Here is a 13,238-nt window from a genome sequence, read left to right as displayed (position 1 = left end):
GTCAAAAACAAAGGGGCCCGCAGGCCCCTCATCATTCATCAGGCGGTGGCTGCCGCCTTCTGATTGGCTCTCAGGTAGAAGAGTGTCACCCCGAGGAACCAGACGCCGCTGGTGACAAAACCTGCGCCGACCGAGTGGGTCAGCCCCAGCACCAGGTAGCCGAAGGCAGCGCCGATGGCGATGGTCAGCGCATAGGGCAGCTGCGTCATCACGTGGTCGATATGATGGCAACCGGCCCCCGTGGAGGAGAGGATGGTGGTGTCCGATATCGGTGAACAGTGATCGCCAAATACGGCCCCGGCCAGCACCGCAGAAAGCATCGGCAACATCATGCTTATCTCGCTGGCAGCAGCCATATCACCGGCCAGAGGCAGCATGATACCGAAGGTACCCCAGCTGGTGCCGGTGGCAAACGCCATGGCGCCGGAGAGGCAGAACATCACCACAGGCAGCAACTCGATGGGGAGCCCGCTCTGGGCCAGGGAAGCCAGATATTTACCGGTCTCCACATCGCGGATGACGGCGCCGATGGCCCAGGCAAACACCAGAATATAGATGGCGGGCAGCATGGCCATGACGCCGTGCTTGATGACCTCGAGCCAGGTGCGCAGGCTCAGTCCCATGCGCAGAGTCAGCACCACGGCCACCCCAAGCCCGCACAGGCCGCCATTGACCAGAGAGGCACCCACATCGGTATTCTCGAACGCGCCCAGCACCCCGAACGGCAGTCCTTTCTCGGCCAGGGCAGCAGCCCCGGTGGCCATCATGAAATAGACGGTGGACGCGGTCAGGGTCAGGATAGGCAACACCAGATCGAGGACCCGGCCGCGACTGGAGACCGGCAGATCGCCGCTGCTGCCGGGGGGCACACCCTTGGCCGGATCCCACAACTGCCCTTTGAGGGCGCGCTGCTCATGCTCACGCATGGGACCGATGTCGAGCTGGAACACTATCACCACCAATACCATGGCCAGGGTGAACAGGGCATAGAAGTTCATGGGGATCATCTGCACGAAGGCAGAAATGGGACTCTGATCCTGGATACCATGGGCCGTCAAGATGCCGCCGATGAGGGCGATGATATAAGCTCCCCAGGAGGAGATCGGCATCAACACACAGACAGGGGCGGCGGTTGAATCAAGCAGATAGGCCAGCTTGGCCCGGGAGATATTGAAGCGATCGGTCAGCGGACGGCAGATGGTGCCCACCGACAGACTGTGAAAATAGTCATCGATGAAGAACAGGAACACCAGCAGGCCGGTCAGCAGCTTGGCCCCCCGTCGGTCCTGGATACGCTGCGCCGCCCATTCTGCAAATGCCAGCGTCGCGCCCGACACCGTCAGCAGACTGATGATGCCGCCCAGTAGCAGCAGGAATATCAGTATATTGACGTTCCAGCCATTCAAGGCGCCGTCAGCCCAGAATATCCCCTTGGCCACCTGGCCGAGATACTCGGCACTGGCCAGGGGGGCAAACTGATTTACCAGCAGGCAGCCCAGCACGATGCCGACGCCGAGGGAGAGCAGCACCTTGCGGGTCGTGACGGCCAGTATGACTGCCGCCAAAGGGGGAATGAGGGACCACGCCGAATCGGCGTAATGGGTAATGTCCATGATCTCTTGACACCTACAACATAAGGTGGAGATCTACCGAGAGGATAAAGAAGAAAATGAGCCCGCGAAGGGTTACTCCTCAGCCCCTTCAGTAGCGCTCCATAGTGATTGACTATGGCAGTACTGCACCTGTTCGATGCAGTCCCAGCGACCCTGCATGATGGCATGATCACTTCGGCGCTGGCTCCTTTCCTCATACTTCACAGGCATCACCCTCCGCATGAGTAGTTATAGGCAGCGCGCCTCTACTTAAAAGGTATTCGGCGGGCATTTTATCGTGCTGACATTTTATATCAAGTTTTTTGATTTAATACTCATTCGAATCAAGTCTTTCCGCATAATGGCAGTGAGAGATATCACGAAGGAGAGATCTGACGAGATTTTAGCCTGACACCCACCTTGATGAGGTTTCTCACCCTAATTAACCCGTCGACAGGGATTAAAAAATAATGATCTTAATTTCAGGAAATTATTTATTAATTATCTCGACTTGACTTAATGTCGTCCTGACGTATAAATTACCAGAAAATAGTTATCCAATATTTATCCCTTTCTTGCTCGCATGGTAACCACTATGACTGAATTTCTGAAAGTACTGCTGAATATCCGTAGCCTGCGTGCCGCTTGCCGTGAGCTGACTCTGGAACAACTGGAAGAAGGGCTGGAGAAATTCTCCGCCATCGTTGCTGAACGTCAGCAAGATGAAGCCGTCGATCGTCAAGCTCGCGAAGAGCGTCAGCGTAAAATCAATGAATATACCGAAATGCTGAAAGCCGCGGGGATCGACCCAGCTGAATTGGTTAGCACGGCTCCTTCCGCCGAACCGGCTAAAGGCAGCAAGCGCGCTCCGCGTCCGCCGAAATACCGTTATGATGATAACGGTGTCGAGAAAACCTGGACCGGTCAGGGTCGTATGCCTTCCGCTATCGCCAAGGCCGTTGAAGCAGGTAAATCCCTGGCAGATTTCGCTATCTGATTTATCCAGGCATTCCCTATAAAAAAACCTCGCATGGCGAGGTTTTTTTTTGCTCCAGACAAGGTTGCTCACTCTGTCGTCAGAACCATCTGGGTATTTACCTGTCTGCCGCTTTAATCCAATGCACTTCCGGCTTGCCCTCTTGGCAGACCAGGTAGCGAGCCAGGGTAAAGAACCAGTCGCTGAGCCGGTTGACGTAGGGGATGACGGCAGGGTTGATCTGCTCCTGTTCAGCCAGGACAAGCAGCTGTCGCTCACAGCGCCGCGTCAGTGTCCGTACCACATGGGCCAGGGCAGCCGCTTCAGATCCGCCGGGTAGAATAAACTGGCGCAGCGGCGCTAATTGTTCAGTGTAATGATCGATCTGGGATTCCAGTCGCGTCGTCCACTCCTCCCTGACCTGCCAAATAGCACTCGACTGCGCCTCACTCGAAAATGCCAATTCACCTCCCAGGTCAAACAACTCTTGCTGAATGAGGGTCAACTCGGCTAATACCTGGGGTTGCTGATCGGTTATTTTCGCAGCAAGAAGACCTATATGAGAATTTAATTCATCTATGTCGCCATAACTGGCCACTCTCTGATGACTTTTGGCAATGCGGCTACCATCTGCCAATCGGGTCATCCCCTTGTCGCCTTGCCGGGTATATATTCTCATACTGATATCCTATCGATGATGGGTAGTATCATGGACTCGAGCCCATTTAATTTTATCTCATACGCCAATGCCAGTGATTGCCCCAGAGAGCCAGCCGGAAATCCACTCCGCGCCATCCACACCAGATAAGGTTCAGGTAAATCGATGAGCCTGCGCCCCCGATATTTGCCATAAGGCATTGGCGTGGCCAGAGTCAGCAATATCTGTTCGTCAGGCAAGCCGGTCATTTAATCGATTTCCAGATATTTATGAGTCTGGATAGAGAGGCGCCAATTACGTTCAATACAGACCGCCATGGCAAGCTGGGTTGCCCTGGGTTTCTGGCTGATGGGTTGCAGCGCGATCACCACATCCTCGCGCAGCTGGGCGCCGGCGAGCAGGGCATCCAGCTCCTCGACATGTCGCATCATTGCCACAGGATGCTTGATTTCATTGGCCCTGGCCAAGGCGTTGGGCAACACAGTCAAGCCGCCAGCCATCCCTATTTTAGGGGATACGGTGACCCAGGTCGCCGGATGGGTCAGCACCTCGCTGGTACCGCTCGTTTCTATCTGCAGCTGATAACCGGCCTGGTACAGGGTCTCGCTGAGCTCGTTCAGATCATAGAGGCAGGGTTCCCCTCCGGTGATCACCACGTGCTTGGCCCGATAACCCAGCTCGGCAAAACTGGCCAATATCTGGGCGCCGCTCATCGGGCTCCAACCATCGGATTCGTTAGAGCAATCCAGCACCTGGCTGACCGGCACCTGGCGCGCCGGATCCACCACCCAGGTATGACGGGTGTCACACCAGGGGCAGCCGACGGGACAGCCCTGCAGGCGCACGAAGATAGCGGGCAGGCCGGTGAACACCCCCTCCCCCTGTATGGTCTGAAAAATTTCGTTAATCGGGTAGAGCATCATAAAACTACTGGTTACCAATCACTGTGACCCCGTGCGGGGTGAATAAGGCTAGCGCCCCTGTTTGTGTTGCAGACGCAGGCTGACGCCTGCCCGATCAGCCAGATACTGATCCAGACCACGGCGGCGCAGTATGCAGGCGGGACAGGTCCCACAGCCATCGCCAATCAGGCCGTTGTAGCACGTCAATGTTTGTTCGCGCACCAGGTTCAGCTGGCCGAACGTATCGGCGAGCGCCCAGGTCTCGGCCTTGTCGAGCCACATCAAGGGCGTCTCGAAACGCAAGCCACGATCCAGTCCCAGCGCCACCGCATGGTTAAGCGCCTTGACGAACTCATCGCGGCAATCGGGATAACCGGAGAAATCCGTCTCGCAGACCCCGGTGATCACCGCCTCCGCGCCCACTTGATAGGCATAGATGGCCGCCAGGGTCAGGAAGAGTATGTTACGGCCCGGCACGAAGGTGTTGGGCAAGCCATTGTCCTGCAACTCGCCACTGACCGGAATATCGTCCCGGGTCAGGGCCGATATGGCCAGCTCCCCCAGCAAGGTGACATCCATCACCTTGTGGGCAGCCACGCCCAGCACCTTGGATAGGGTGCGGGCCGTCTCAATCTCCGCCAGATGGCGCTGACCATAGTCGAAGGTAATGGCGTGAACCTCGTCATATTGCGCCTTGGCCTGTACCAGACAGGTGGTACTGTCCTGACCGCCACTGAACACCACAACTGCTTTTCTCACTTGATAGATCCTCTTAAGGGCGCAGGGCCGCTGGCTTGCGCGTCGAATAGGAGAGCCACTGCTCGTTGAGACGATGGAACAGATTCGGCAAGGGGGCATATTTGGCCGGGTCGCCCTCCCATTGCGATAACAGATGATAGCCCGCCTCCAGGGTCGACAAGGCCGTGGCAAAAGGCTTTTTGCGGATAAGGTACTGGCCTTGGGCGGTGGCGAGGGCAATGCGCGGCAAGGCGGCTAGCGCCGGGTTCAGACAGAGCATTTTATAAGCCTTGCGCCAGGTGCCATCGAGCAGCAGGAAGCAAGGCTCTCCCTGGGCTGAGGCCGGGGGCAAGGCACGCAACTCGGCCAGAGGCCGGGCCTGTTCATCGGGCCAGAGCAGATAGCAGGGACGAGTGGCCAGCAACTGCATCAGTGCCGGGTGCTCGCTGAACGTCTCCCCGACCCAGATCTGGGCCTCGGTCAGGCTGGCGGCCAGCAGGGACGCGGTACCCTTGGGATGCCCCACCTCACTCGGGTGTTGCAAAATGACCAGGGGGGCCCGATTCACCACGGGATGAATATATTCGCATAGACAGGCTTTGAGGGCGCGGACGCAGCGTGTACAGTAGCGACTGTTTTGTTCGTTGGGCCCTTTCATGTTGTCAGTCAAATCCGGGCTATTCTGGCTCATCACGCTTTCACTCGCCTGCCTGATCCTCTTCTTTACCGTGCCAAACGATCTCATCGCCTTCAACCGGACGCTGATAGCTCAGGGAGAAGGGTGGCGCATCATAACAGGCAATCTGGCTCACACCAATCTGTGGCACCTGCTGCTCAACCTCGCCGGCCTGCTGGTGCTCTATGCCTTGTTCTGTGATTACCTGCAGGGTTGGGCCTTGCCGCGGCTGCTGGCAGTGCTCAGTCTCGCCGTGGGCCTGGGCCTGTGGTATGGCTATCCGCACACCCAATGGTACATGGGCCTGTCCGGCATGCTGCATGGGCTCTTCGTTTGGGGGGCCATTCAAGACATTCGCCACCGCCGTCATTCGGGCTGGCTCATGCTGCTGGGGATTGCCATCAAACTGGGACTGGATCACTACTCCGGGGGGGATGGTCCGGCCGCCATGCTGATCGGGGCCAAGGTACACATAGGGTCACATCTGGTCGGTGCGGGAGCAGGCCTGGTGCTTGGCCTGCTCACGCTCTTGGTCAGCGGCTGGCGAGATCGTCGTTGATTTCTGCAAGGGTCAGAGCCGGATCGGCCGATTGGGTGATCGGACGCCCAATCACCAGATAGTCCGCCCCCGCAGCCACTGCCTCACGGGGCGTCATCACCCGGCGCTGATCGCCCTGTGCCACGCCCAGAGGGCGTATTCCTGGCGTCACCAAGGTAAAGTCATCCCCCAGCGCGGCCTTCAACTCCCTCGCTTCGTTGGCAGAACAGACCACTCCATCGAGCCCGGATGCCCTGGCAAGGCGAGCCAGGCGCAGCACCTGTTCGGCCGGGCTGATATCCAGACCAATGCCCTGCAAATCCTCTTGTTCCATGCTGGTCAGTACCGTCACGCCAATGAGCAACGGCGCTTTATCGCCATAAGGCACGAGGGCTGCTTTGGCGGCCCGCATCATGCGCTCTCCCCCGCTGGCATGCACGTTCACCATCCAGACACCCAATTCGGCACTGGCCGCAACGGCCTTGGCAACCGTATTGGGGATGTCGTGAAACTTCAGATCCAGGAAGACGTCGAAGCCCTTGGCAACCAGCTGACGCACGAACTGGGGGCCAAACAGCGTGAACATCTCCTTGCCCACCTTGAGGCGGCACTGGGTCGGTGAGACCCGTTCAACGAAGGCCAGGGCATCGGCTTCACACTGATAATCCAGCGCGACCAGAACTTTGGGATCTAGCATTTCTCTTCCTATAGGTTATTCACCGTCCAGACCACGGATCGGCTTGATGGAGCCCCACTGCCGGCAGGAGGGACATTGCCAGAACAAGGAGTGGGTGGCAAAGCCACACTGGCGGCACTTGTGGGTTGATTTTATTTTGATCTGTTCGCCGACCAACTGCTGTAACAGCTCCAGGCTCTCCTTGGCGGGGCCTGGCTCCGCACTGGCAAGCTGGAAGCCTACCAGCTGGTAGAAACCCTTCATGGAGGGGTGGCGGCGCAACTGCCGCAATACCAGGGCACGAGCCTGGTGCAGGCCATCACGCTCTCCCACCAGCTTGGCCAGCGCCAGGGTGACACTCACCCCTGCGTGATCTTCCACCGCTTTCTCAAGCAACGGGATAAGCTCGGCACTGCGGCCCAGCTTTTCATAACAGTCGCTCAGCAGTGGCATGGCTTCGGAGGCAAAATCGATATCCTGCTCGAAGACGCGCAGCAGTTCGCGGCTCGCCTGCAGGTAATCGCCCTCCTCCATGTCCAGCTTGGCCAAACGCAGGCTGGCTCGAGCGCAATGGGGATTGACCCCCAATGCCTTCTTCAGACGAGCACGCCCCTCACTCAGGTCGCCATCCATCAGTGCCTGCTCAGCCAGTTCGCAATGGAAATGGGAGATGGGCTCGGCCAGCTTCTTGCCGGGGAATTTTTGCAGACGCTGGGCAACCAGAATAGCCTGCTGCCAATCCCGCAGCTGTTGATGAATGATCAGCAACTGGGTGAGCGCCGTCTCCTCGAAATCGCCATCCTCGCACAGCTCAACCCAGATGGCCTCAGCCCTGTCGAGCAGACCGGCAGCCAGAAAATCCCGCGCCAGCTCTTGCAGGGCAAGTTGGCGCTGTTCGCGCGTCAGCTCGCGGCTGACCAGGTTCTGGTGGATCTTGATGGCGCGATCGACCTCCCCACGCTGACGAAACAGATTGCCGAGGGAGAGATGGGTTTCGATGGTGTCGCTGTCGACTTCAAGCAACTGAATGAAGAGATCGACGGCCTTGTCAGACTCGTCGGAGAGCAAATAGTTAAGGCCCGCCACATATTGGCGGGAAAACTGGTTGCTCTGTTTCTGGGTGTCCTGGCGAACACTCCTGCGCCCCATATACCAGCCGTAACCGGCTGCAATGGGTAACAACAGGAAAAGCAGTTCAAGCATGGAGGAACGTTATTCCTTACCGGACCCCTTGTCCGATGCAGTGGCTAGTTCTAACTGGCGAGATTGCCGACGCACGGTGCGATTCAAGGTGCGATTCTGCAGCTTGAGGCGCAGGAACAAGAGGCCAAAGACCAGCCAGCCAAGCAGGAAGCCGGTACCAAAAAAGAGGCCAAGCAAGAGGGAAAGGGAAAACTCGCCTTGGGCAATCAGATAGTTGAATTGCACCAACTGACCATTCTGTGAGCCGAGGGCCAGGGTGAAGATAAAGACCAACACCAGCGGGATAAGGGCCAAGATACGCTTCATAGGATCTTCCTGTCAGTATCGAAAAAGACCTGATGATTATCCTTAAAATCCACGGCAGACTCTAGAGCGAATGGGAAAAGACTTTCAGAAACAAGTGAATTGGCACAATTAAAGGGACAAAAACAAAAAAGGCATACTCAGGTATGCCGTTTTCTGCATTATTCAACGAGGTTGACGCGTTCGCGTAACTCTTTACCCGGTTTGAAGTGCGGGACATATTTGCCCGTCAATTCCACCTTGTCGCCAGTCTTGGGATTTCGCCCGACCCGCGGAGCACGATAGTGCAGAGAAAAGCTGCCAAAACCGCGAATTTCAATCCGATCGCCGTTTTGTAAAGTCGATGCCATCTGCTCAAGGATCTCCTTGATAGCGGCCTCAACATCCTTAGCCGGCATATGCATGCGGCTCGCAGCCAGTTGTTCGATGAGGTCTGATTTGGTCATAACGTTAAATCTCCTTCCCCGATCACATGCAATATTCATGACGTCAAAATAAAAAAGGGCGGCGTGATGCCGCCCTTTTCTCGCATCAAGGATTACTCACCCTTGGCTGCTTTGAACGCTTCCATCATAGCATTGCTGAACACAACTTCTTCTTGTTGGTTCAGGCTATCGATAGCAACGCGTTCGTCAGCTTCGTCCTTAGCACGGACGGACAGGCTAACGGTGCGGTTCTTACGATCAACACCCATGAATTTGGCTTCAACTTCGTCACCGACAGACAGAACCAGCGTCGCGTCTTCTACGCGGTCACGGGCTGCATCGGAGGCACGCAGGTAGCCTTCAACGCCGTCAGCCAGTTCGATCACGGCACCTTTGGCATCAACCTCGGTAACCTTACCGATCACAATAGCACCTTTCTTGTTGTCAGCCAGGTACTTGTTGAACGGGTCTTCTTCGATCTGCTTGACGCCCAGGGAGATGCGCTCGCGCTCTGGATCCACTTGCAGAACAACGGCTTCGATCTCGTCGCCTTTCTTGAATTCACGCACGGCTTCTTCGCCCTGGTTGTTCCAGGAGATGTCAGACAGGTGAACCAGGCCGTCGATGCCGCCATCCAGACCGATGAAGATACCAAAGTCAGTGATGGACTTGATCTTGCCGGAAACACGGTCGCCTTTGGCGTGAGTTTCGGCAAACAGCTGCCACGGGTTGGATTTGCACTGCTTCAGACCCAGGGAGATACGACGACGTTCTTCGTCGATATCCAGGACCATGACATCTACCAGGTCGCCAACGTTGACAACTTTGGACGGGTGGATGTTTTTGTTGGTCCAATCCATCTCGGAAACGTGTACCAGGCCTTCAACGCCTTCTTCGATTTCAACGAAGCAGCCGTAGTCGGTCAGGTTGGTCACGCGGCCGGACAGACGAGTGGTCTCCGGGTAACGCTTGGCGATAGCAACCCAGGGATCTTCGCCCAGCTGCTTCAGACCCAGGGATACACGGGTACGCTCGCGGTCAAACTTCAGTACCTTGACGGAGATCTCGTCGCCAACGTTGACGATCTCGGAAGGATGCTTAACACGCTTCCACGCCATGTCGGTGATGTGCAGCAGGCCGTCAACACCGCCCAGATCTACGAATGCACCGTAGTCGGTCAGGTTCTTAACGATACCCTTAACTTCTTGACCTTCTTGCAGGTTGGCCAGCAGGCTTTCGCGCTCGGAGGTGTTCTCGGTTTCGATCACGGCACGACGGGAAACCACAACGTTGTTGCGCTTCTGGTCCAGCTTGATGACCTTGAACTCGAGTTCTTTGTTTTCCAGGTGAGCGGTGTCACGGATCGGACGCACGTCAACCAGAGAACCCGGCAGGAAGGCACGGATGCCATTCAGTTCAACGGTGAAACCACCCTTGACCTTGCCGTTGATGATACCGATAACGGTAGCTTGCTCTTCGTAAGCCTTCTCAAGCTGCAGCCAGGCTTCATGGCGCTTGGCTTTTTCGCGGGACAGCTTGGTTTCGCCGAAACCATCTTCGATAGAGTCCAGAGCTACGTCGACAGTGTCACCTACGTTGATTTCCAGCTCGCCCAGGGCGTTCTTGAATTCTTCAGCAGGAATGGCAGACTCGGATTTCAGACCGGCATCAACCAGTACGAAACCGTTCTTGATACCAACGACGGTACCCTTAACGATGGAACCTTGACGGGTTTCAACGGAATTCAGGGACTCTTCAAAGAGTTGAGCAAAAGATTCGATCATTGTTTGTGTCACAAATGAAACATCCACTAGCAATCCGGCACCAGCGGGGTTGTTTGAAATAATCTGCTCCATCCTTGGCGCAGACGACTGATGTCAGCGTGAGCTGACATCATTGAGTTGTTGCTTTGCATAGGATAATACCGTTGCCAGTACTTCCTCTATGGTCAGCGCGGTGGAATCCACCACCAGGGCATCTTCAGCCGCTTTCAGTGGCGCTACGGCGCGATTTCTGTCGCGGTCATCACGTTCCTGAATCTCGGTTAAAAGACGCTCAAAGTTAACATCAAAGCCCTTATCTTGCAACTGCTTATAGCGGCGCTGGGCCCGCTCCTCGGCGCTTGCGTCAAGGAAAATCTTGATCTCTGCTTCGGGGAAAACCACAGTGCCCATGTCGCGGCCATCGGCGATGAGGCCCGGGGTCTGACGAAATGCGCGCTGGCGGCGCAGCAGGGCTTCACGCACTCGCGGGAAAGCGGCAACCTTGCTGGCCGCATTACCCACCGTCTCGGTGCGTATGGTGCGGGAGACGTCTTCGCCCTCCAGCACCACCTTCATGTGGCCATTTTCGACCGGAAACTGCACATCCAGATTGGCGGCCAGGGGGACCAGCGCCGCTTCACTCTCGAGCTCCACATCATGATGCAGCGCCGCCAGGGCGAGTACCCGGTAGATGGCACCGGAATCCAGCAGCTGCCAGCCCAGCTGTTCGGCCAGCAGTTGGCACAGGGTGCCTTTACCGGCACCGCTCGGGCCATCGACTGTCATTACGGGGGCCATTTGGGACATAAGATATCTCCTGCACTTGATGTTGCGCATCATCCCGGCGGGGATGAGGTAATGGGCGCAGAGTATACCCAAATGTGAGGTCGCTGGCAGTCGCCAGCGCACAGTTCCGCGTAAAAGCTGTCGTAACTGAGGTTTTTGTGTACAAGGTTTCTTCTGGGGATTCAGACTCTTCCCGACGGGTTCTGATGGTCGCGGAGCCCGAGGCGCGCTAAACTGATCCCCTTTTTTCGCGTCCTCGTTGTTAAGGAGTACCCCATGAGTAGCATTACTCTCGTGGCCAAATCCAAATTGCCAACCCCTTGGGGCACCTTCACCCTGGTGGGCTTCCAGGAAGTTGGCACAGGTAAAGATCATGCCGCCCTGATGATGGGCGATGTCAGCGGTGATGAACCCGTCCTCGGTCGCATTCATTCCGAGTGTCTCACCGGTGATGCCCTGTTCAGCTTGCGCTGCGACTGCGGTTTTCAGCTGCAGGCCGCGCTGCAGCATATTGCCGAAGCCGGCCGGGGCGTGCTCCTCTATGTGCGCCAGGAAGGACGGGGGATCGGCCTGCTCAACAAGATCCGAGCCTATCATCTGCAGGATCAAGGCGCCGATACGGTCGAGGCCAATGTGGCCCTGGGCTTTGCTGCTGACATGCGCGATTACACTATCTGCGCCGACATGCTCAAGGCACTCGAGATCAAGAGTCTGCGTCTGATGACCAATAATCCACGCAAGGTCAAGGCGATGGAGAGTTTCGGCATCCCCGTCACCGAGCGGGTGCCGCTGCAAGAGGGGCGCAATCCCCACAACGAGTTTTATCTCGCCACCAAGGCGAACAAGCTCGACCACATGCTGAAGAAATAACCCCCCGCTCTTGCACCACGCAATAAAAACGCCTCCGATGGGAGGCGTTTTTATTGCGCATGAGAAAGCCCGTTACAGCACTTTTAACTTGGCCATCGTCATCGTTAAAGTGCCAGTCCCCGTTAGCGAACCGGCAGATCGATGTTGGCAAACATGGCATCCACGTCGTCACTGGAGCGCATGGCGATGGCCTTCTCGACCACATCTCTGGTCAGATGCGGCGCGAAGCGGGTCATGAAATCATACATGTAGGTGCGCAGGAAGGAGCCCTTGCGAAAACCAATCTTGGTGGTGCTGTGAGCAAAGAGGTGGCTGGCATCCAGCGCCACCAGATCCGTGTCCGTCTGTTTGTCCAGGGCCATGGTGGCCATGACACCGATGCCAACCCCGAGGCGAACATAGGTCTTGATCACATCGGCATCCGTGGCGGTGAAGACGATATTTGGCTCGAAACCGGCGCGGTTAAAGGCGGTATCGAGCTCGGATCGGCCGGTAAAACCAAACACATAGGTGACCAGGGGGTAGTGCGCAATATCGGCGATGGAGATCTTGCTCACCTGGGTCAGCGGATGACCACGAGGCACTATCACGCTGCGGTTCCAGTGATAGCAGGGCAGCATGATGAGATCTTCATAGAGGTGCAGCGCCTCGGTGGCGATGGCAAAATCCGCCAACCCTTTCACCACGGCCTCACTGATCTGGGTCGGGGTGCCCTGATGCATGTGCAAGGAGACCTTGGGGAAACGCTTGATAAAGCCCTTGATCACGTCAGGCAGGGCATAACGGGCCTGAGTGTGAGTGGTGGCAATGTGCAAGGTCCCCTGCTCGGGGTGAGTATGCTGGCTCGCCACCGACTTGATGCCCTCCACCTTGCCGAGGATCTCGTTAGCAATCTTGATCACGTCCCGCCCGGCCGGCGTGATCTGGGTCAGATGCTTGCCGCTGCGTTCAAATATCTGAATTCCCAGCTCATCTTCGAGCATGCGAACCTGCTTGCTGATCCCCGGTTGAGAGGTATACAGGCTCTCCGCCGTTGCCGACACGTTCAATCTGTGGTTGGCAACTTCCACGATATAGCGCAACTGTTGGAGTTTCATGGTGTTAGGCTCTAAAGACGACTTCAACTAATACT

At 56.7% G+C, this 13,238-nt stretch carries 16 protein-coding genes and 1 riboswitch; of the genes, 3 read left to right on the top strand and 13 right to left on the bottom strand.

All coding sequences use genetic code 11. From position 1 onward, the window contains the following. Positions 1-38: 38 nt before the first annotated feature. Positions 39-1,613, bottom strand: coding sequence for a Na+/H+ antiporter NhaC family protein (locus KYK33_RS08785; protein ID WP_224432731.1), 1,575 nt, complete (start codon positions 1,611-1,613; stop codon positions 39-41). Between the two features lie 84 nt (positions 1,614-1,697). Then, a riboswitch (Lysine riboswitch) is annotated at positions 1,698-1,869 on the bottom strand. 318 nt (positions 1,870-2,187) lie between these two features. On the opposite strand from KYK33_RS08785, the gene KYK33_RS08780 reads away from it, so the two are divergent. Next, the gene (locus tag KYK33_RS08780; protein WP_042042911.1) at positions 2,188-2,589 is read left to right on the top strand and encodes an H-NS family histone-like protein; all 402 of its coding nucleotides are present in this window, start codon (positions 2,188-2,190) and stop codon (positions 2,587-2,589) included. Between the two features lie 97 nt (positions 2,590-2,686). Here KYK33_RS08780 and KYK33_RS08775 read toward each other — a convergent pair whose 3' ends face one another. The 5 genes from KYK33_RS08775 to KYK33_RS08755 are packed head-to-tail and all read right to left on the bottom strand — an operon-like array spanning position 2,687 to position 5,524. Further along, a complete protein-coding gene (locus KYK33_RS08775) occupies positions 2,687-3,247 on the bottom strand; it encodes a cob(I)yrinic acid a,c-diamide adenosyltransferase (RefSeq protein ID WP_042042912.1) in 561 nt (186 codons plus the stop codon). Further along, positions 3,244-3,474, bottom strand: a complete 231-nt coding sequence (locus tag KYK33_RS08770) for a DUF3820 family protein (RefSeq protein WP_042042913.1) — start codon at positions 3,472-3,474, stop codon at positions 3,244-3,246. The genes KYK33_RS08775 and KYK33_RS08770 overlap by 4 nt, the downstream gene beginning before the upstream one ends. Further along, a complete protein-coding gene (queE, locus tag KYK33_RS08765) occupies positions 3,475-4,146 on the bottom strand; it encodes a 7-carboxy-7-deazaguanine synthase QueE (protein WP_224432979.1) in 672 nt (223 codons plus the stop codon). It abuts the gene before it with no gap. A gap of 51 nt (positions 4,147-4,197) precedes the next feature. Continuing rightward, entirely contained in the window at positions 4,198-4,887 is a 690-nt protein-coding gene (queC, locus tag KYK33_RS08760) for a 7-cyano-7-deazaguanine synthase QueC (RefSeq protein ID WP_042042914.1), read from the bottom strand. Between the two features lie 13 nt (positions 4,888-4,900). Then, the gene (locus tag KYK33_RS08755) at positions 4,901-5,524 is read right to left on the bottom strand and encodes a tRNA-uridine aminocarboxypropyltransferase (RefSeq protein ID WP_224432730.1); all 624 of its coding nucleotides are present in this window, start codon (positions 5,522-5,524) and stop codon (positions 4,901-4,903) included. On the opposite strand from KYK33_RS08755, the gene rrtA reads away from it, so the two are divergent. Beyond that, positions 5,523-6,101, top strand: a complete 579-nt coding sequence (gene rrtA, locus KYK33_RS08750) for a rhombosortase (protein ID WP_224432729.1) — start codon at positions 5,523-5,525, stop codon at positions 6,099-6,101. The two genes, KYK33_RS08755 and rrtA, sit on opposite strands and share 2 nt — an antisense overlap. Here rrtA and pyrF read toward each other — a convergent pair. The 6 genes from pyrF to cmk all read right to left on the bottom strand — a co-directional run bounded on the left by pyrF (position 6,076) and on the right by cmk (position 11,257). After that, entirely contained in the window at positions 6,076-6,777 is a 702-nt protein-coding gene (pyrF, locus tag KYK33_RS08745) for an orotidine-5'-phosphate decarboxylase (RefSeq protein ID WP_224432728.1), read from the bottom strand. The two genes, rrtA and pyrF, sit on opposite strands and share 26 nt — an antisense overlap. 15 nt (positions 6,778-6,792) lie before the next feature. Beyond that, positions 6,793-7,959, bottom strand: coding sequence for a lipopolysaccharide assembly protein LapB (lapB, locus tag KYK33_RS08740; RefSeq protein ID WP_224432727.1), 1,167 nt, complete (start codon positions 7,957-7,959; stop codon positions 6,793-6,795). A 9-nt stretch (positions 7,960-7,968) separates the two neighbouring features. Next, complete coding sequence (locus tag KYK33_RS08735; protein WP_005908128.1) at positions 7,969-8,265, bottom strand: LapA family protein; 297 nt, start codon at positions 8,263-8,265, stop codon at positions 7,969-7,971. Between the two features lie 158 nt (positions 8,266-8,423). Next, positions 8,424-8,708 (bottom strand): integration host factor subunit beta, encoded by a 285-nt coding sequence (gene ihfB / locus KYK33_RS08730; protein ID WP_005908129.1) that lies wholly within the window; start codon positions 8,706-8,708, stop codon positions 8,424-8,426. Between the two features lie 92 nt (positions 8,709-8,800). Further along, positions 8,801-10,471, bottom strand: coding sequence for a 30S ribosomal protein S1 (gene rpsA, locus KYK33_RS08725; RefSeq protein ID WP_042042919.1), 1,671 nt, complete (start codon positions 10,469-10,471; stop codon positions 8,801-8,803). A 93-nt stretch (positions 10,472-10,564) separates the two neighbouring features. Further along, entirely contained in the window at positions 10,565-11,257 is a 693-nt protein-coding gene (gene cmk, locus KYK33_RS08720) for a (d)CMP kinase (RefSeq protein WP_042042920.1), read from the bottom strand. A gap of 255 nt (positions 11,258-11,512) precedes the next feature. On the opposite strand from cmk, the gene ribA reads away from it, so the two are divergent. Beyond that, positions 11,513-12,106 carry a GTP cyclohydrolase II gene (gene ribA, locus KYK33_RS08715; RefSeq protein ID WP_042042921.1) on the top strand — a complete coding sequence of 198 codons (594 nt, stop codon included), beginning with the start codon at positions 11,513-11,515 and terminating at the stop codon, positions 12,104-12,106. A gap of 122 nt (positions 12,107-12,228) precedes the next feature. On the opposite strand, the gene cysB is transcribed toward ribA, so the two are convergent. Next, a complete protein-coding gene (gene cysB, locus KYK33_RS08710; protein WP_042042922.1) occupies positions 12,229-13,203 on the bottom strand; it encodes an HTH-type transcriptional regulator CysB in 975 nt (324 codons plus the stop codon). Between the last annotated feature and the right edge of the window lie 35 nt (positions 13,204-13,238).

It is taken from the genome of Aeromonas rivuli, from assembly GCF_020149575.1.
GTDB lineage: Bacteria > Pseudomonadota > Gammaproteobacteria > Enterobacterales > Aeromonadaceae > Aeromonas > Aeromonas rivuli.
The sequence above is the reverse complement of the archived record's forward strand: the minus strand, read 5'-3'. Positions and strand labels throughout refer to the sequence as shown.

Bases quoted from the DNA above. Each gene is read 5' to 3' on its own strand.
- KYK33_RS08785 (WP_224432731.1), bottom strand. From the start codon at position 1,613: ATGGACATTACCCATTACGCCGATTCGGCGTGGTCCCTCATTCCCCCT.
- KYK33_RS08780 (WP_042042911.1), top strand. From the start codon at position 2,188: ATGACTGAATTTCTGAAAGTACTGCTGAATATCCGTAGCCTGCGTGCC.
- KYK33_RS08775 (WP_042042912.1), bottom strand. From the start codon at position 3,247: ATGAGAATATATACCCGGCAAGGCGACAAGGGGATGACCCGATTGGCA.
- KYK33_RS08770 (WP_042042913.1), bottom strand. From the start codon at position 3,474: ATGACCGGCTTGCCTGACGAACAGATATTGCTGACTCTGGCCACGCCA.
- queE (WP_224432979.1), bottom strand. From the start codon at position 4,146: ATGCTCTACCCGATTAACGAAATTTTTCAGACCATACAGGGGGAGGGG.
- rrtA (WP_224432729.1), top strand. From the start codon at position 5,523: ATGTTGTCAGTCAAATCCGGGCTATTCTGGCTCATCACGCTTTCACTC.
- KYK33_RS08755 (WP_224432730.1), bottom strand. From the start codon at position 5,524: ATGAAAGGGCCCAACGAACAAAACAGTCGCTACTGTACACGCTGCGTC.
- pyrF (WP_224432728.1), bottom strand. From the start codon at position 6,777: ATGCTAGATCCCAAAGTTCTGGTCGCGCTGGATTATCAGTGTGAAGCC.
- lapB (WP_224432727.1), bottom strand. From the start codon at position 7,959: ATGCTTGAACTGCTTTTCCTGTTGTTACCCATTGCAGCCGGTTACGGC.
- KYK33_RS08735 (WP_005908128.1), bottom strand. From the start codon at position 8,265: ATGAAGCGTATCTTGGCCCTTATCCCGCTGGTGTTGGTCTTTATCTTC.
- ihfB (WP_005908129.1), bottom strand. From the start codon at position 8,708: ATGACCAAATCAGACCTCATCGAACAACTGGCTGCGAGCCGCATGCAT.
- rpsA (WP_042042919.1), bottom strand. From the start codon at position 10,471: ATGATCGAATCTTTTGCTCAACTCTTTGAAGAGTCCCTGAATTCCGTT.
- cmk (WP_042042920.1), bottom strand. From the start codon at position 11,257: ATGTCCCAAATGGCCCCCGTAATGACAGTCGATGGCCCGAGCGGTGCC.
- ribA (WP_042042921.1), top strand. From the start codon at position 11,513: ATGAGTAGCATTACTCTCGTGGCCAAATCCAAATTGCCAACCCCTTGG.
- cysB (WP_042042922.1), bottom strand. From the start codon at position 13,203: ATGAAACTCCAACAGTTGCGCTATATCGTGGAAGTTGCCAACCACAGA.